General features: G+C 60.7%; 12 protein-coding genes. 4 read left to right on the forward strand and 8 right to left on the reverse strand.

The annotated features are described in order from the left end of the window. Positions 1-38 precede the first annotated feature (38 nt). Positions 39-2,627 (reverse strand): NAD-dependent DNA ligase LigA, encoded by a 2,589-nt coding sequence (gene ligA, locus P273_RS0100315; RefSeq protein ID WP_024626538.1) that lies wholly within the window; start codon positions 2,625-2,627, stop codon positions 39-41. Beyond that, positions 2,620-6,024, reverse strand: coding sequence for a hypothetical protein (locus tag P273_RS0100320; protein ID WP_029675951.1), 3,405 nt, complete (start codon positions 6,022-6,024; stop codon positions 2,620-2,622). The genes ligA and P273_RS0100320 overlap by 8 nt, the downstream gene beginning before the upstream one ends. 50 nt (positions 6,025-6,074) lie before the next feature. Here P273_RS0100320 and P273_RS0100325 point away from each other — a divergent pair, with 50 nt between their 5' ends. Then, complete coding sequence (locus tag P273_RS0100325) at positions 6,075-8,333, forward strand: hypothetical protein (RefSeq protein WP_155804659.1); 2,259 nt, start codon at positions 6,075-6,077, stop codon at positions 8,331-8,333. A gap of 18 nt (positions 8,334-8,351) precedes the next feature. On the opposite strand, the gene P273_RS0100330 is transcribed toward P273_RS0100325, so the two are convergent. The 4 genes from P273_RS0100330 to ppgK form a co-directional block, all read right to left on the reverse strand. After that, positions 8,352-10,589, reverse strand: a complete 2,238-nt coding sequence (locus P273_RS0100330) for an exo-alpha-(1->6)-L-arabinopyranosidase (protein ID WP_024626541.1) — start codon at positions 10,587-10,589, stop codon at positions 8,352-8,354. A 71-nt stretch (positions 10,590-10,660) separates the two neighbouring features. Then, complete coding sequence (locus tag P273_RS0100335; protein ID WP_081709188.1) at positions 10,661-12,037, reverse strand: MFS transporter; 1,377 nt, start codon at positions 12,035-12,037, stop codon at positions 10,661-10,663. Between the two features lie 131 nt (positions 12,038-12,168). Further along, a complete protein-coding gene (locus tag P273_RS0100340; protein ID WP_024626543.1) occupies positions 12,169-13,350 on the reverse strand; it encodes a pyridoxal phosphate-dependent aminotransferase in 1,182 nt (393 codons plus the stop codon). A 75-nt stretch (positions 13,351-13,425) separates the two neighbouring features. Further along, on the reverse strand, positions 13,426-14,196 hold the full coding sequence (ppgK, locus tag P273_RS0100345) for a polyphosphate--glucose phosphotransferase (protein ID WP_024626544.1): 771 nt from the start codon (positions 14,194-14,196) through the stop codon (positions 13,426-13,428). Between the two features lie 172 nt (positions 14,197-14,368). On the opposite strand from ppgK, the gene P273_RS0100350 reads away from it, so the two are divergent. Both P273_RS0100350 and P273_RS0100355 read left to right on the forward strand, forming a co-directional pair. After that, positions 14,369-15,148: a nitroreductase family protein gene (locus tag P273_RS0100350; RefSeq protein ID WP_024626545.1), complete on the forward strand. Its 780-nt coding sequence runs from the start codon at positions 14,369-14,371 to the stop codon at positions 15,146-15,148. Positions 15,149-15,200: 52 nt separating this feature from the next. Then, positions 15,201-15,974 (forward strand): histidine phosphatase family protein, encoded by a 774-nt coding sequence (locus P273_RS0100355; RefSeq protein ID WP_024626546.1) that lies wholly within the window; start codon positions 15,201-15,203, stop codon positions 15,972-15,974. Positions 15,975-15,986: 12 nt separating this feature from the next. On the opposite strand, the gene P273_RS0100360 is transcribed toward P273_RS0100355, so the two are convergent. Continuing rightward, positions 15,987-17,021 (reverse strand): glycosyltransferase, encoded by a 1,035-nt coding sequence (locus P273_RS0100360; protein ID WP_024626547.1) that lies wholly within the window; start codon positions 17,019-17,021, stop codon positions 15,987-15,989. 52 nt (positions 17,022-17,073) lie between these two features. Further along, on the reverse strand, positions 17,074-18,990 hold the full coding sequence (locus P273_RS09175) for an ABC transporter permease (protein WP_024626548.1): 1,917 nt from the start codon (positions 18,988-18,990) through the stop codon (positions 17,074-17,076). Here P273_RS09175 and P273_RS10190 point away from each other — a divergent pair. Then, positions 18,989-19,114 carry a hypothetical protein gene (locus P273_RS10190; RefSeq protein WP_301280160.1) on the forward strand — a complete coding sequence of 42 codons (126 nt, stop codon included), beginning with the start codon at positions 18,989-18,991 and terminating at the stop codon, positions 19,112-19,114. The two genes, P273_RS09175 and P273_RS10190, sit on opposite strands and share 2 nt — an antisense overlap. Positions 19,115-19,129: the final 15 nt, after the last annotated feature.

Consider the following 19,129-nt stretch of genomic DNA (forward strand, 5'->3'; position numbering starts at 1 on the left):
GCTAGGGCGCGGCTGGTCGGATATTGCGAATGTCACAATCAACCTTGGGCCGGGTTGGGGTCGCCGGTATCGAGCAGGCGGTGGAAAGCCGCCTCGTCCAGGATGGGCAGGCCCAGACTCTCAGCCTTGTCGGCCTTGGAGCCCGGATTGGCGCCCACCACCACATAGGTGGTCTTTTTGCTGACGGACCCCGAGGCTTTGCCGCCGCGCTCCACGATGGCCTCCTTGGCTGAGTCTCTGGAGAAGTCCTCCAGGCTGCCGGTGACCACCACGGTCATGCCTTTCAGGGTCTGCGGCTTGGTGCTGCGTTCGACATGAGCGCCCACCCCGGCAGCCTGCCAGGCATCCAGGATGCGCCCACGCCAGTCACCTGGCTGCCTGGCGCCCTGGAACCAGTCGTGGATGGAGTGAGCAATCTCGGGGCCCACACCGTCCAGCTCGGACAGGTCCTCCACGCTGGCCTCCTCCACGGCCTGCAGTGACGGGAAGCGGGTAGCTATGGCCCGAGCCGAGGTCGGTCCCAGGTGCCGGATGGACAGGGCCACCAGAACCCTCCACAGGTCGGCATGCTTGGCCTTGTCAATCTCTTCAAGCATCTGCAGGGTGTTTCTGGAGGGTTGGGCGTCGGCACTGCCCAGGGCAGCCTCCTGGACCTGGGTCTCATGACTGTTCATGGCCCGCTCGCCCTGGCCCGCTTGAGCACTCTTGGGCAGATTATAGAAGGCTGGCACCCGGTACCAAAGACCGCTGCCGCCAGTCCGGCGCTTGGTTGTTGTACGCCCCTGCCGGCCTTCGACCTCCACCTGCTCCATCAGGGGGACCTCACGCCAGACATAGACCTGACGCAGGTCCTCCACCTTCAGGTCGAACAGGCCCGCCTCGCTGGTCAGGACCGGATCCTGCCGGGGCGGAAGCTTCAGATCCGGATCCGGCTGGTAGGGGGCTGCCTGGCCGCCCTGGTCAACCAGGACCTCACGCAGACCAGGGGCATAGACTTCAACGGAATCGGGCCGGTTCTCATCGGGGTTGGTCAGGGCTATGGCACTCTGTTCCCCCAGATGCTCGATGTCCAGGGCCTTTCGCGAGGCCATATGGATGATCCGCTCGGTCAGCTGGGCTGGACAGGACTCCACATTGGGGCAGCGAATGTCCACGTCGCCCTCCTTGGCCGGGGCCAAGCGGGCGCCACAGCTGGGGCAGGTCTCGGGCATGACGAAGGGCCTCAGGTCCTTCTCGCGCCCCTTCCTGGCCTCGACGACTGGTCCGACCAGCTCGGGGATTACGTCGCCCGCCTTGCGGACCACGACCGTGTCCCCGATCAGAATCCCCTTGCGTTTGACCTCGGAGGCGTTGTGGAGGGTTGTCCTGGAAACCGTGGACCCGGCCACGGTGACCGGGGTGAGAACAGCCACCGGGGTGATTCGCCCGGTCCTGCCCACCTGGACGGTGATGTCCAGAAGCCGAGTATTGACCTCCTCCGGTGGATATTTGTAGGCCACGGCCCAGCGGGGGGCACGTGAGGTGGCACCCAGCCTGCGCTGGAGATCCCGATCCTGAAGCTTGACCACGATGCCATCCAAGGCGTGCTCGATGTCATTGCGGTGCTGGCCGTAATAGTCGATCATGTCCAGGATCTGATCGAAGGAGGTGACGACCCTGTTGTGAGGGGAGACCGGAATCCCCCACTGCTTATAGAGGTCATAGGCCTGGGACTGGTCGATGACCTCGTCGTGGGTCCCCTTGGGATGGGCCGGTCCCCACCTCAGTGATCCCAGGCCATGAGCGTAGAAGCTTAGACGCCGGCTGGCGGTGATGCGCGGATCCTTCTGCCTAAGGGATCCGGCGGCGGCGTTGCGGGGGTTGGCAAAGGGCGCCTTGCCCTCCCGCTCCTGCTGCTCGTTCAAGGCATTGAAGTCGTCAAACCGCATGAAGACCTCACCACGGACCTCCACGAACTCTGGGATGTCACGCGCCGGGCCCGACAGGTTCTGCGGAATGCTTGGGATGGTTCTGACGTTCAGGGTGATGTCCTCACCAGTCACCCCGTCTCCTCTGGTCAGGCCCTGCTCCAGGACCCCATTGCGGTAGAGAAGGTTCAGGGCCAGGCCATCGATCTTGACCTCGCTGGTCATGGGCAGGGCCTTGTCCTGCGGCCAGTCGAGCTCGCTGCGAAGCCCGTCATACCACTGGCGTAGCTCCGAAATGCTGAAGACATCATCCAGACTGAGCATCTGGGAGGGGTGACGGACGGAGGCAAAGTCGTTGGAGAAGGTCCCTCCGACCCGGTGCGTTGGCGACTGGGGGGTATCCAGGCTGGGGAAGCGGGACTCCAGCTCCTGCAGGCAGCGCATCCTGGCGTCATATGCCGCGTCGGAGGAGACTGGCGCGTCGTCTATGTAGTAGGCGACCTGGTCGGACTCCACCCAGGCGGCCAGCCTGGACCAGAGACGCTGGGCCTGCTGGGCTCCCAAGGAGTCAAGATCCAGTTCTCCGAGTCGCATGGCATCAGCATCGTCGGGCTGGAGGGATGCTATCCATCGGTCAGTGCCCGGCCTGGGCCTGGACCCGGCATCCCCGCCATCATCACTGGTTTGCTGAATATCTTCCTGAGCTGTTTTGTCATGCATTGAGCGACCTCATGAACTGTGCCTGTACCACATCAACACCTTCATTATCGTCGTCGTTCATCCTGGCGGCCGCCATTGACAGTGTTCGGGCCGGGACGAAGAGCCCGCCATCCACGCAGATGCGCGCGGCCTGGCGCACTATCGAAGCCACCTCGGTGTGAGGCCAGACCGGCAGGCCGTGTTCAGCCAGCACTCGGCGGGCCTGCCTGTGGTCTTCCGGCAGAACCACGCACTGGGATCGGGCCCTGGCTTGCAGCTCGGCCAGCTCGGTCTTGAGGGCTGGTATCCGGTCGGGACTGATATGCTCGCTCATCAGATAGGCCGCCGCAGCCACATCGAACTCGTCGCGCATCCATGAGGCATAGGCCAGACGGTAGTAGGCGAAGGAGGCATCGTCCCGGTCCAGAGCCACCCGCAGAGCGTTCAGTGTGGCAGCCCGGGCCGAATCCCAGTCCTCCCGGTTGGCCAGCATGACCGCCAGCTTCAGGTGAGAGAGCGGGTAGGCAGGCGCATAGGCCACCATGGCGTTCAGATGCTTGAGGGCCGCCTGATCCTCCTTGAGCTGGGCCAGCAGGTCGGCTATCTCCAGGTGGGCATAGAAGAGGTTGTCAGGAATGAGCAGGGTCCGCTCCCCCGGTGTGGCGAAGAGGCGATTATAGACCACCCGTTCGGCGTATGAATTGAAGTAGCGAGGCACCTGGCCCTCGGCTGCAAAGACGGCATCCATATGGGCAATGGCATCCTGCTCAACCTGTATGCCCTGGGCTGCGCCGCCGGAGAAGAGCAGGTCGCGGGCTTTGACACGCTCCTTGTCCAGCTGCGAGGACAGTGAGAAGTCGAAGTCGGGAACAGGGGTGCCGTCGATCATGGCGCTGGCAACCTGAGGGGCCAGCTGTTCCAGCTCCGGGTCACCGATGCTCTGGGTGATGCCCGTGGCCGCCTGGGCCTTGGCCGCTGATGTCATGGTACGGTCGGAGGCCAGCTGATGGAAACCGCCTACAGCCCTCTGCAGCAGGTCGGCACGCTGGATGGACAGATTGACGGCCTTATGTGCGCCCAGGGCCTGGGCAGACTTGTCGGCAAAGGCCACCTCGGAAAACTCGGGCTCCTCCTGGCTGCCATGGGGGCTGAAGCGGTCATCGTGCATGTCGAAGACGGCCTCGGTGGGCTTGAGCCCGCCCTGGGGATCCACCTGCATGGCCGCGTCGAAGAAACGGTAGATGGCACGTGGATCCTTCAGCCCCTGTGAACGGATGCGGGAGAGGAAGAGTTCCCTGCTGAAGACCACCGAGACCAGGGTGCGGATGGTCGGATTGCTCTGCAGGGCGCTGAGCGGATTCTGGGATGCGTCGTCGTCAGTCTGATCTGCGGAGGCATCTTCATTCGGGACATCCTCCTTCGATGCATCCCCATTGGCTGACGAAGGCGGCGCAAAGGCGGCAGAGTCAAGGTCCACGCCCTGCATGAGATCCTTGAACTCGCGGTCCACGGATTCCTTTTCGCCCTGATCCTCGGCCTTGTCCTCTCCGTCTTCCTGTTGTTGCTCAGGAGCCATTCGGGAGGCAATGGGCTTGGTGGGATCGCCGTGCACGTCACCATCCTTGGGATCAGCCTTGGACCCTGTAGGGGCCACCTCGCCTGAACGCATGCGCTCAAAGGCCTCCAAGGCCTGTCCCATCATGGTCCTGATGGCCGAGTTCTGCTGGTCGACAGCCTCTTCCAGACCGATGGAGTCAATTTGCAGGCTGACCTCGCGCACGGACGGATCCGCCCCGAAGGCCAGTGCGGCCATCATCAGCCCGACGCGCAGGTTGTAGTCAGCGCTCATGGCAGAACGCTCGCCCTCGTCCAGGTCCCGCCAGGCCCGCGACTGGTCCTCATAGCGGCTGGAGGGCATCATGGTGCGCCCTGCCGCGGTGAAGGCCAAGGCTACCTGTCCCTGGGCAAGATTGGATCTGAACTCCACGTCGAAGCGGAAGGGCAACCGAAGGGATCGTATCAGCATGGCCATCGTCTGCCGGTAGACCCACTCGGATCGCACCGGCTCCTGGCCCTGGCCGTCCGCTCGCACGGGCAGCGCCTGGGGAGCCTGTTGACGGACCATGACAGCAGTGGCTGCAGCCTTGTTAACCATGGCATTGATAGCAGTTCGGCCGTCATCCTCCAGGGGATCGAAACGAATCGGATAGTCTCCCGGGCGCAGCAGGGCGACGATGGCGGGATCCTCCAAAAGTGCCTGGTCCAGCCGGGTTGCCTGGACGCGATTGATCGAGTCCTCGGTGGGCAGCGTTCCCAGACGGGCATTGCGCTCCAACCAGGCGCTGACTGCGGCGAATCTGTTGAGGTTGCCCTCGATACGCAGGGCCGCAAGCGCGGCAGTGAACTCCAGTCCGTTGTCCCAGCTTAGGAAGTAGGCGCCGGAGTAGGAGGAAGCGTACAGATGCAGGGGCTCCGCCCCATGAACGGCCTCAAGGCCTGAGACGGGCGATAGAGCACCGGCCTCACGCATCAGGTCGGCGAACAGATCCTCCAGTCCGGAGACCCGCTGTCCGTGGGAGCGTGCCTGGATCATGTCGCCCACGCTGCGTCGGATGGCTCCCATGGGCGCCTCCCGGTTGAGCCGATAGAAGATGTTGCCCGAGCCGAACCCGGTGAAGGTTCCCTGGATGCGCGGCAGCAGGTAGGCGGCGAAGAAGGCGATGGCCACAGCATCCCGATACTCCAGGTCCAGGCGCATCTCAGGAGGCAGGAGGGGACGCAGCTGCTCCAGGCAATAGCGACCATCGGCTCGCAACCAGGAGGCCAGCCAACGCATGTGGCCGGCATCATCACGGCCTGCTACGGCACCCTGCAGGGCATGGACCGGGCCCGAATCCTGACCCGGATCGCGGCCCAACCGACGACCGTCGGCCAGGGTCACCTCCTCCTCCCGGCCCAGCAAGAAGGCAGGTTCCATGTTCTGCAGATCCATCCGGCTCTGCTCGCCAATGAAGACCCGGCCATGGTCGTCGGCCAGAGCGATCTGGGCAAAGTGACGGTGATCGGTGAAGATCCCCAACGCGAATCCCCGGCCCGGGGCATCGGGCCACTGGACCCAGCCCAGCGTCAGCCCCTCGGGCACGCCCTGCAGGCGGGGAAAGAGCCGACGCTTAACAGCGATACCCAGAATACGGCTGTGAGAAGCCAGGAATTCGCGCATCTGCCGATCATCCGGATGGCCTCCCGTCCGGTTGATTAGATCGACCATGTCGGCCACCGAAGAATCCAGGGGATGATCCCCACGACCCCCTCTGGTCGGCCGAGAGGAGCCCACCAATCCCTCCAGTGCGGAAAGAATGGAACGGCCCAGGCCGGACAGATCACCGAAACCCCGGGACTTCTTCGCGTTCTTGGACATACCTTTGATTGTCCCAATCCAGCCAGACATGTCGCCGTTAGAATAAAACCGTGATGACTCTGCCAGCCCTGCGACGACCCACCCCGGCCAGGGGCACGACCATTCGCCTGCTGGTAGCGCTTGTTGCGGTGCTCATCCTCGAACTGGGAGTATTTAATCTGGCCCATTGGCAGTCGCTGATGGGCTCCACGTCAAACTCTCCGGCACAGACTACGGCCGATGCCCACTCCCCACTAGGTCGGCTGGGACCAGGGCTGTCCCCTCTCCCGGGCGGGGGGCTGAAAGTCACCGATCCGGCTGGCGCCTGGATGGATGTTCCTGTCGTCGATGGACAGGCATCCTTTGTTCAGGCCCATCTGGCAGAGGATGTCGAGGGTTCATTCCTGTCGCAGATCCATGTACGTCTGGATCTGCGCCCGGCCGGCGGCAAGGGATGGATCCAGGGCACACGAGGGCTGATCTGCCCCGGTCAGGCCCGTAGCCACTACCTGCGCGTCCGCGGGAAACCCAGCGGCACACGGATCCAGGCCATGCGCCTATGGATACAGGAGCCCATCGGTTCCCGGCTGGAACTGACAGGAGTGACCCCAGCCAAGGTGGTCCCCCTGGATTTCAACTTGGCGCGGATACTGATGCTGACCTGTCTGGCGGCACTGATCCTGGGCTACCTGCCCGGCTCGATCCTCTGGCGGACCCGGCTGGATACGCGCTCAGTGAGCCAACGTCTGGTTCTGGCCCTGATTCTGGCCCCACTGGCAGCCTGGTCCTGCTGGAACATCCAGCATGATCTGTCCACCTTCACCCCCATGGCCTACCACCAGCCGCATGCCTACGTCTACGACTTCAACCAGTACGATCACGTGGCCCAGGCCCTTCTTCATGGACGACCCTGGCTGGATCTGGGCCAGGCAGCGGGTCTGGCCAAGGCGGCCAACCCCTTTGACATACCAACGCGCAACGCACTGCTGGCCCAGGACCAACAACCTATATATTGGGACTACGTTTACCGTGGCGGCCACTGGTACTCCTACTTCGGTGTCCTGCCGGTGCTGCTGCTCTTCCTGCCCTATCGAGTGATAACCAGCCTGGTGCATCCAGGCGGCTATGCCCTGCCCACCAGTTCGGCTGCAGCCCTGCTGGTTGCGGCGGCCACTGTCATGACGACTCTGGCCACCATCCGCCTGCTGGCCCGCTGGTTCCCTCGGGTCAACTTGGCCGTGGTCGGCATGGCCCTTATGACCATGCTAGGAGGATCCGGCATGGTCTACCTCTGGTGCCGCCGGAACTTCTATACGATTCCCTTCGATGCCTCCTTGCTGGCCGTTATGACCGGACTCTGGCTCTGGATGGGGGCCAGACGGGTCCAGCGACAGACTGCAGACGCTGCTGAACACCCGAGTCATCGGTCAACACGTATGTGGACCATAGAAGACGGGGACCACTCCTGGCATCTGTCCCGAACCCGGCTCTTTTGGGGATCGCTGTCAGTGGCTGCCACCCTGGGTTGCCGACCCACCTTCCTGGCCGCCGGTCTGTTGGCACTACCCCTATTTGCCCGGGAAATAAAGGCAGTGTTCAGTACCCTGTTCACGCGTGGAAGCCATCCTGAGGGCCTGTCCCGGGGGCGGGCGCTATCCCTGCTGGTCTGCGGCCTCTTGCCAGTCCTCCTGGTGGCCGCCCCCCTGCTCTGGTACAACCGATGGCGCTTCGGATCCCTGTTGGACTTCGGCAACCGGTATCAGATGACCGTCCTGGATCTGACCAACTATCATCCCGGCACCCAAGGCTTGCTTCAGATCTTTGGCTACTACCTGTTGCAGCCGTTGACCAGTCTGCCGATCTTCCCCTACCTGCAATTCTCCCCCGCTCCCATGCGGGTCTGGCACTTCACCGAACCTGGCCTGGGAGGGCTCCTGGTCACCGCCCCGGTACTATTGCTGGCCATCGCCCTTATCGCCCTGCCCCGAGTGCGAAAAGATCTGCAGCGCCGGGAATGGATGCCCACCTTGATCCTGGCCCTGGCCCTGGCGGCCTTGGTCATGGCCGCGGACTCCTATATTGGCGGATTTTCAGTGCGCTATACCATTGATTTCGCCTGGCTGATCTGCCTGGCCGCCGTGGTGGTCATGGCCGCTGCATCCTCAATATACGAAGATGGCCGCTCCACAGAGGGAGCGGCCATCATGAGCCTGCTGACACTGGCCTGTCTGGCTGGCCTGGTCCTGACCTTGGCCAACGCCATGGTCCTGCTGGAGCACTTCGACTCCAGTCAGGCCATGAATGTGGCCGTCTGGTTCCTAGGACCCTGAGCCCAACCTACTACAGTATCAGGAGTCCAGGCCCTGCTGTTTGAGGGCCTCGTGATACCGGTCGACCATGTCGGCCACGATGCCATTGCCATCGCCACCCGACAGGGTGATGACCGAGGCCAGAGGCATGGTGTCGAAAAGCTGGGCCGTATTGGGATCGTCAGGCAGCGGTATACCATCCTGCTCGATACGATCGCGCAGGATGGGCCCACCGATCGAATTCTCGCGCCACTCAGCCATGGTCGATTCAGCATTCAAGGGAATAAACCTGCCGTCGCCGTCCACCTGCAGATCCTGCTCCGCAACCAGATCACGGCTGGAAGTGCCTACCTGGATGCGGTAGGTGCCCGCCTCCACATGCCAGGTATCCATGGCCGTGGACCAGTAGGCAAAGTCACGCTCGGTCAGGTCCATGCTCACCCGGCGGGACTGCCCGGCCTTCAGGAAGACCTTGGTGAAGGCCTTGAGCTCATGGCTGGGCCGGTTCACCCGGCTGGCGCAGGGGGCCACATAGACCTGCACGGTCTGAGCGCCATCCACCTGCGAGGTGTTGGTCACCGTCACCTCCACCCGGGCCGAGTTGGCTCCGGTCTTGGTCACTGCAACCTGATCCAGATCGAAGTCGGCATAGGACAGCCCGAAGCCGAAGGGGAAGGCCACCGGACGCTGGAAGGTGTCGTAATAGCGGTAGCCCACGTAGACGCCCTCGCCATAACGGGAGTGTCCCTCCTCGCCAGGGAAGGAGGTGATGGTGGGGTTGTCCTCCAACCGGACCGGAATGGTTTCGGGCAGATGGCCTGAGGGATTGGCGGCACCGGTCAGCACATCCACCACGGCACGTCCGCCCTCCTGGCCCAGCAGCCAGGTCTCCAGCAGACCCTTGGTCTTATCCATCCAGTCGGCAACAGTCACCACGGCACCATTGGAGAGGACGACGACCACACGATCGTTGACCTCGGAGACAGCCTTGAGCAGAGCCACCTGCTTGTCGGGAAGATCCATGCTGGTGCGGTCAAAGCCCTCGGACTCGGCATCTTCAGGCAACCCCAGGAAGAGCACCACAGTGTCGGCTCCGCGCGCAACCTCAAGCGCCTGCTGGGTCAGAGCCGGATCCTGCTCCTTGTCGTCAAACGTGAACCCGGGCGCGAAGTCCACATTCATTCCGGCCTCTTTGAAGCCATCCAGCGCTGAAGAGACCTCCGTGGGTGTGATGTGCGAGGAGCCTCCGCCCTGGTAGCGCGGAGTCCGGGCGAATTCGCCGATAACAGCGACCTTCTCCTGGTGGTCAAGAGGAAGAATCCGATCTTCGTTGCGCAAAAGGACGATGGACTCCTGAGCCGCTCGACGAGCCATGTCGTTGTGCGCCTGAACATCGTATCGGTACCCGTGCTGCGACATGGCCGGACGGGCCTTGTCAATCAGGTCCAGGATCCCCTGGGCCATCCTATCCAGCTGTTCCTTGTCCAACTTGCCAGCCTGCACGGCCTGAACCACCTGGTCGTCAGTGTGTGAGGGCGGCATCTCCAGATTGAGCCCGGCCTGCAGGGCATTGACCCTGTTGTGGACGGCCCCCCAGTCGGACATGACCATGCCCTGGTAGCCCCACTCGCCGCGTAGCACGTTCGTCAACAGCCAGCGGTTCTCCGAGCTGAAGACCCCGTTGAGCTTGTTGTAAGCGCACATGATGGTCCAGGGCTTGGCATTCCTGACCACGTATTCAAAGGCCGGCAGATAGATCTCGCGCAAGGTGCGCTCGTCCACGTCAGAGCTGACCCTGAGCCTGTCGGTCTCCTGGTTGTTGGCTGCAAAGTGTTTTAGAGAGGTTCCCACGCCCTTGGACTGGACCCCTTCGACCAGACCAGCGGCTTCATGCCCAGCCAGGATCGGGTCCTCCGAGTAAAACTCGAAGTTGCGGCCGCCCAGCGGGCTGCGCTTGATGTTGATGCCGGGGCCCAGAATCACGGCCACCCTCTCCTGGATGCACTCCTCGCCCATGGCCTGGCCCACCTGGTAGGTCAGATCAGGATTCCATGAGGAGGCCAACCCAGCGGTCGGAGGGAAGCAGGTGGCCGGAACCGATCCGTAGACGTCGGAGCCAGTAGCCTTGCGCAGGCCGTAGGGGCCATCGGTGATCATATAGCCTTCATAGCCCTTGTCGGGAAGTCCCTGCAGGTGCCAGGAGTCGGATCCCGAGGTCAGCGAGGCCTCCTCTTGCAGATCCAAATCCTTGGCTTTGGTATGCGATTTTTCCGTCATGTCTATTTTCCTTTCGGATTCGATTGGCCGGGCCGCTGCTCAGCACAGGTCCGGATTACAGGTTTTCAGACTCACTTGACCTTGCGGATCATCATGATGAAGAAGGTCCCCGCCAGCAGGCAGACGATGGCAACGGGGAAGATCATCCTGTAGCCACCAAAAATACCGATGACCAGGGTGGTGCACCCGGGGGCGATCACCTGACCTATGGTATTGGCCAGGTTGAGGATGCCCAGGTCCTTGCCGGCCTCCTTGGCATTCGGCAGCACATCGACATTCAGCGCCTGGTCCACTGACATATAGCAACCGTTGCCGATTCCAGCCAAGGCGGCATAAATGTACATGCCCGTTGCGGTCGGCATCAGGAAGGGGAAAACCATCCCGAGAGCAATGATCAGACAGCTGATGGCCACAATCACCTTCCTCTTCTGCAGGAAGTCCGAGAGAGGGCCTGAGACCACAGCGGCCAGGATGGTGGTGATTACCGAGAGCAGAGCCATGATCTTGAGTGTGGATGCAGCCTGGTCATCGCTCAAACGGCAGTACTTCTGCAGAATGTAGAGTTGGTAGCCCTGGATCATGTAACAGCCGACGATGAAAGTGAACCTGCCCAGAAGCGCCATGTAGAAGTCCCGGCTGTTCTTGGTGGGCGGTATGAAGGACCGGCCGACGTCAGCCCAAGTCCGTTCCACGACTGTGTTTGCAGCTGACTTCTCGCGCGGCCAGATCAGCACGGTGAGGATTCCGGAGAAGAGGAAGATGATCATGCCGACTATCAGGCCCGTGCGGATGTTGGCTATGAACGAGCTGCCGATGATGTTTCCCAGTTGCTGGCCGACCACCTGGCTGGCACCATACAGAGCCGAATAGGTTCCCCTGGTCGATTCAGGAATCCTGTCTGAGAGGACCGCCACAGCCGGGGCTATCAGGCAGTTGATGCCCACCTGGACGATGCACCAGCCAAAGATGATCATGAAAAGGGTATGCGACTGGATGATCACCAGAAAACCGAGGGCACCTATGATGCCGCCCAGCACGATCCAGGGGGTGCGTTTGCCGACGCGGAACCTGGACATATCCGAGAGAGCACCGAAAACAACGTTGGCCACCAAGGCGAATACGCAGCCTATCGAATTCATCGTCCCTAGGGCCGCTTCGGCGCTGACCCCGTGCAGGGTATTGAAGATCTGAGGCAGAAGAACGCCTGAACCCATGGAAAAGGGCGCGGCCCAGAGCAAGGATACCAGGGCGAAACCAATGGCGAAACGGACCTTCTCCTTGCTGTTGAGCTTTCTGCCAGTATCCGGAGCCAGGCTCGTATCCACGCCTTGGTCTGCGACGGCACCCCCGGTCTCATCTACAGAGGCCATGGCTTTGATGTCCTCTCCGACTCGAGCACCAACCCCCTCGGCCGGGTCTTCCCTTCGATCCTTGTTTCCGTTCCCCATCGTTACTGCTCCTTCGTGTGCAACATTGCAATCAGTGGCTCATCATTGAGCCCCACCAATCTCCCCCTTCCATGACGGGTGATCATTCCGCACTTATTATCGGAGCAAACCAGGCAAGAGGAGGGTTTTCATCACAACATTTCTTCAATAGCTGAGACGACTGAGTCCACATTTCGGCGGAATTCCAAGGTTTCCGGCAGGAGTGACAGGGCCAGATATCCGTTGCCTGGCATGTCGAAAAAGTATCCGGGCTGGCCAGTCAACCCGTAGGATCCAATCAGACGGAGAATCAGTTCCTCCTCGTCAATGACCTCGGGGAAGCGCAACAGAACGTTCCAGCCCCCCTCGGGTCTGAGCAGAGAGACACAGGACTCCTTTTGGCCCAATAGATGTCTAAGAGTTTCAAGATTGCGCCTGACACGCTCCCCCACTCGGCTGGTCTGACTGGGAATACTTGCCAGCATGGATTCCATATCCTTGCTGATCAGCAGACTCATGGGCAGATAATCGTCGGCTATCAGGTCAAGATGGCGCTTCGCCTCGACAATCTGATCGGCCGGCCCGGAAACCTGGATCCAGCCCACCTTGGCGTGGGGAGCTGCCAGGCTCTTCGAGAACCCATCCAGGGCGAAGGTCAGCACCCGATCCTCGCCAGCCAACCGGGCACGACCCGGCAGAGGATCCAGAGGGTAGTCGAAGAAGACCTCGTCCGCTATGATGGCCACCCCATGCCCTTGGCAGAGATCCAGCAGTGACTGGCGTTCTTCAGGATGAATGTAGGAGCCCGTGGGATTGTTGGGGTTGATGAGGACCAAGGCACGGATACGATCGCCATCCGGTCCCTCCAGGGCCTGCCTGACCGTGGCCAGGTCAAGGACCCAGGATCCGTCGTAAGACAGGCGGTATGGGATTGTCCGAACGCACTCCAGTCCGGCGATGGATTCTATGAGAGGATATCCAGGCCTGGGTTCCAGAATGGCGTCACCCGGGTCGCAGAGAAGCTTCATCAGCCAGGAATAAGCCTGGGATGTGGAGGAGAGCAGGTAGAGGTCATCAGGATTGACGGCCACAGCGCCCTCATTCTTGTCTAATTCTTGACGCTTGGTCAGAAACTCAGCCAGGGCCTGACGGGCCTTACGAGGCCCCCTGGGTTCAGCCTCATAGACTTGGGGTAGGAATGACGGGGCCAGCCCGAAACGGGTGGGGTTGGAATCATTCAGCCTGCCCAGCTTGAGACCCTGGGAGCATGCTTCCGACTCGGCCAGAGCAATGCGATTGGGGCGGTCAGACCCTGTACGGTGAGAAAAATGCACGGTTTCTCAGCTCCTCATCCGATCCAGCAGTGGCCAGAACGCCCCAAACAGGTTGGTCGCAGGAAAAGCCCTGCTTCACCCCAGGTGCTTTTGCCGAAGGTCAGCCAGATAGGCGGCACCCACAATGCCAGCCTGGTTGCGTAGCTTGGCAGCCACAATGGGGGTCTTGATGTCGATGTGAGGCAGGAACTTCTCGCTCATCCGACTGACACCGCCGCCGACGACGAAGAAATCGGGATTGAAGTAGTGCTCGAGCAGTCGATAGTACTTGGTCAGACGGTTGGCCCACTTCTTATAGCTCAGCTTCTTGCGGTCACGCACCGAAGAGGCTGCGTACTTCTCTGCATCCTTGCCGTCCAGCGTCAGGTGACCCAGCTCGCTGTTGGGGATCAGAACGCCGTTGTATATCAGAGCCGTGCCGATGCCGGTGCCCAGTGTAGTGGCGATGACCAGACCCTTCTGTCCCTTGGCCGCCCCATATTGCACCTCGGCAAGGCCGGCCGCATCCGCGTCGTTGACAACGCTGACGGGCCTGCCGCAAGCCTTGGAAAGAACCTCCTGAACATTGGTGCCCACCCAGGCCTGGTCCAGGTTGGCCATGAAATCAAGCGGCTTATCAGGCTTGACGGGTGCTGGAAAGGCGATGCCTACAGGCACGTCCGAGGAAACCTCGAAGCGATCCAGGAGCTCTTTGACGACAACACCCACAGCCTCCGGCGTGGAGTGCTCCGGAGTGAGAATTTTCTTGCGAGGCTCGGCAAAATCACCGATTGTCAGGTCAACAGGGGCAGCCTTGATACCGGATCCACCTATATCCACTCCGAAAGCCTGCGCTGTTTCAATCATTGCTGCTCCTTAGCTGATCAAAGATGAGGGTCCGAACCGGCACGGTAGTGATTGTACCCCAAGGCATGCCTCTGCAGCCCTTGGGAGCGGTATAAGCCAGACCAAGCGCGGCCCTTCCACTTGGCTTGTGCCACTACCTGCAGGAAGAATAATTGGGTGGGATAATGAGATTATGACCGAACATACACAGCTTATTGACGCAGTCAACGTGCGCATCACCACCAGAGAATACGACCCCAAGCCCATCGATCCCGACCTAGCCAGGCAGCTGAGCAGCACCTTGAACGCTCTGAACACGTTGAGCGGTCTGGACATGCAGCTGGTTCTGGGCAAGCCCGATGCCTTTGCGGCCGACAACGCTTCCGGCCACCTGGCCAATGCGGCCAACTACCTGGCCCTGGTCGGACCCAAGGATGATCAGGAGAGCTTGGAGAAAGCCGGCTTTTACGGCGAGCGCATGGTTCTTGCCGCCACCCTGTACGGACTGGGGACAGGATGGGTGTCGGGCAGCTGGGACCGTCAGGCAGCCGAGCGCCACTGCCGGATCACCCCTAGTCAGTCGCTCTATCTGGTGGTCACCATCGGCTATCCGGCCGACCAGATCGGCTACGGCAACCAGGACTTCGCCATGCTTTGCCAACGTCAAGCCGAACATCGAACATCCAAGAGCTATGAGGAACTGACCTCAGCCATGAGCGCGCAGGACCGCCAGGATGCACCGGAATGGTTCAGGTCCGGCGTTGCAGCTGCCGCCAAGGCACCTTCGGCCATGAACGGACAGCCCGTGGTTTTCGCCTGGGACAAGAACACAGGCGATGCGATCGCCACTTTGGATCCCTCGGTCGCTTACGGCTCTGCGGTCGATCTGGGCATAGCCAAAATGAACTTCCAGATTGGCGCCGGCGGCGGCACTTGGACCTGGGGCGACGGAGGCCGTTTCATCAGGTCCTGACCATGGATGTGCCCTAGTGCCCCGGCAAGGGGGCCGTGTAGGGTGATGAACTATGAACAATGGAGCATCATCATCACAATCCGCCGCTGAACCGAGCACTGAAGCAGGTTCGACAACCCTTTACCTGACCCGTCACGGCAGAACGACGGCCAATGTCATGCATCTGATGCAGGGCTGGTCCGATTTTCCCCTGACCAGGCAAGGCCGCGAGGACGTGCGCCAGTTCGGCCGGGGTCTGCGGCCCATTCGTTTCCGGGCGGCCTGGAGCGGCAATCTGAGCCGCCAATATGAAACGGCCCGCCTGGCCCTCGACATGTCTGGCAACGGGGACCTACCGGTGGGCGTGGATCCCGACCTGCGTGAGGACAATTTCGGCAGTTTCGAGGGCCGGGACGAGCGCACCACTCTGGACCAGGTCTGCGCCGCCATGGGTTTTAAGGACTTCGTTACGGCCAAGGCAACCTACGGCAGGAACATCTCCGTCCATATGCAGGACACCTTCCACCGGCTGGATGCCCAGGACATCCTTTCCGCCGGACTTGAGGAACAGGATCGGGCGGAGACCACCGCCCAGGTCCGCAGCAGAATGATCGCGGTGCTGACGCGCATCGCCCAGTCTGCCATCGAAGAGGGTGGCGGGCCTGTCCTGGTGGTCTCCTCGGGCATGTGCCTGCAACAGTTCCTGGTGGCCATCGATGACCACTGCCCCATCCCTGATATGGACAACACCGCTGTCACCAAGGTCGTCTACCGGGATGGCGGTTTCCATCTGGCAGGACCCATCGGTTCCATGGAGTACTTCCAGGCAGGCAGCCAGGAAAAGTAGCAGGCAGAACTTTCAGGCGCCCTGTATTTCCCCGGCTGGTTGGCCCTTAAGGGGCTCCATGGGCCTCCAGTCGGGATCGTGCAATATCTGGCGCGAATCCACCCATCCCTTCAGGATGGCAGGGATACCGGTCATGATGTGACTGCGATCAACAGCCAGAAGGCGGATGATTTCCTTGAGAGCTGTTGCCAGGGTCCCTAGGGCGAAAGCCAGAGGCCGATAGTCCCCATGGACCATGAAATACCTGGCCATAAAGCCCCTGTTGCGCATGATGTGGTAACGATTCATATCCGAGGTGGAATTGAGCTGTCGCACCCCGGCAATGTTCCAGTTGGCGATGTTGCGAGTCCGACGCATGACTACATCGGAGACGACCACAGGCTGTGTGACCTTGGATGCCAAATACCCATAAATGGTGTCATCCCAATAGATGAAGAAGCGCGGGTCAGGCAGACCGATTTGCTCCACAACCTGCCGGGAGAAGAACCCTCCTTCAAAGCACATGGTGTTCATGGGACGACAGCCCGATGGGCCGAACTCCCCCGGTGCTATCGGGTCTGGAATGCCCAAGGCGGTAAGAAAATGATACTGCCAATAGAAGGGGCCGCCATCATAATCCAGCCGGGAACCCTGCACCACCTGATAGCGTTCACTCCACTTAGCCAGCAAGTCAAGTCCTTCGGGCTCTACTGCAACGTCATCATCCATGACCCAGAACCACTTGGCCCCCAGCTCGTATGCCTTGCGCACGCCAGCGGAGAAGCCTCCCGCGCCGCCGCCATTGTGGTCCTGTGGCAGATAAACAACACGATCCTGATTGCCGGAGCCGTCGATGATGGTCCTGCCCCAACGTCCTGTCACACGTTCAGAAAACTGCTCGACCATGGTTCGCGTGTCTGCCGAATTCTCGTTATCCACCACCACGATCCGCCAGGGGGCCTGGGTGAGCTGGAGAATCGAATCGAACAGGCCTGTCAGCAATTCCTGACGCTTATAGGTTACGACGACCATAGCCGCCTTATTCAAGGTCTTTCCCATGCTCTCCATTGTGACACCGCCCCGCAACTTTGCTTACTGAAGCAAAATCCTCCTAGTAGGTTCAGCCTTCTTCCGCCTTCCTGGATCGCAGGCTGCACACCCAGGATGTGAACACCGCCACCAGCAGCAGAACCACAGTCACCAGAAGGAACCGGCCGACGGGCACAGGGGTCAGAGCCATAGACATGCCAGCCTGGACAAAACTCAAGGCAATACAGCCCTCGACAATGGCGATCCCCAGCAGCGCCATCACTGCACCGCCCGCCACATCGGTCAGTGTCTCCATCACTCCCGACCAGGCTATTGACCTCCAGGCCACCCCGATCTGATTGAGCCGCTGGTTCTGCCGCTTGCGCTCCCAAGCCGAAATGGCGATGGACTGCATCATGAAAATTAGGGCAAGAACGGTCCCGCCGACGATCATGACCGTCATGGCCGTCTGCCCGGACAGGCCTCGTTGAATGAAGTCATCTATATACTCCTGCCTGGTCCGCACCGCGAAATCGCCCTGAAGGCCACTCTTCAGACGGGAGGTAATCCCGTGCGCATCAGTCGGATTGACAGCCGATATGGGAATGATCGTATGTGCGTCTTCACCCAATTGAGGCAGGTCACTCTCCGCCGTCAGAAACAGAGGATAGTTATTGCCTGCAGATAGTTCTGGAATGCCCTCAGGCGACTGAACAAGGGCAACGACCCGCACCTCATGCGGTTGATCATGGCGATCAAGAAGACGAACGGTGTCGCCTATGGAATAGGAGGAATCCTGATTCACAGCGACGCGGCCTGAACCGAGATCAGACGAATCCCCTTGGACAAAGGAGAAATGAATGCTCGGCGAACTCTGAACTTTCTGACCCTGCAGTTGCTCGGCAGATTCCCATACCACTGTTGCCGTCTGGCCCGCTGATCCTTCCATAGCCCATTGCTGAGTCTGGTAGGTAACAAAGTCTCGAACCTCAGGCATCCCACCGATCAAATCGGATGGGTTGCGGTTTTGGGCATCCGAATCAAGGGAAGTAGCCATAACATCGGCCTTCAGCGGATATAGGCTCAGAACCGCCCCTCCGATGGAGCCAGCCTGCATGGCTGCCACAAGGGAAATGACGATGGTCAGGATCATCATGGCGGGGAGGGCTATAGCGGTTGAGCCTGCGCTCTCCTTTCGAGCACGCTGCAGGGCCAGAAGACCTGGCCCCCCTGCCACCTTCGCCGGGATCAGACCAATGACCGACACAGTCAGGACAACCAGGATCGGAGCCGCCAAATAGACCGTAGTGATGACAAGAATGACCTCGAGCATAATACGCAGGTCCAGGGTCATAGAAGGCAGTGGGGCGAACCCGACCACCAAGGTCAGGATCAGGAAGACCAGGGCTGCCGAAGAACGTATCCATCCGATCCGCTTGGTTTTGTCACTGGTCTCCGTCATGAGCTGGAGCAGAGCTGCCCCGCCCACCTTGCGCATAGCCATCCATACTCCCAACAGGCAGGCGACCATCATCATGATGAAGGTGACCACTGCAATGGAAGGTCGAATCCGCGGTGTGAAAACCATGCCACTGTCGCTGAACTCGACAGAGCGCGCGTAAAACCGTCCAACTGGTATGGTCAGGAGAGATCCGACCAGGCAGCCAATGAGATTCGAGAGGGCCAGGGGGATCGAGAATTCCAAGATACCTATGATCAGGATCCTCCTGCGCGAGGCTCCGTTCAACCGCATCATTGCATACTCGCGTCGGCGTTCCTGAATCAGAAAAGTGACCGACGAGAGGACCAAAAAGACCGACACCAGCAGGCAGCAAGCCAGCGCCGGAATAATGACCATGGAGAGACTTGAATAAGGTACCTTGGCTTGGAGACGCTGGTAGGTATTCAACCTATTCAGATCGCCGATATTGTCAAAGGACTTTCCCGCTTGGTAGACCTGCATGGTCGAAGAGGTCAGCAGGGATGCCAGGAAGGTGGATAGACCCATGACCGCGTACGATGCTCGATGCTTCCTGATCAGGGACAAGACCAAGGAGAACAGGGTCGGTCGACTGATCGAGGAGAATGCATGCAGTGAATCCCGTCCGGGAACTTCTCCTCTTCCTGCTTGACCTTTATCCGCATGC

Source organism: Bifidobacterium sp. A11, assembly GCF_000499185.1.
Taxonomy (GTDB): Bacteria; Actinomycetota; Actinomycetes; order Actinomycetales; family Bifidobacteriaceae; genus Bombiscardovia; species Bombiscardovia mizhiensis.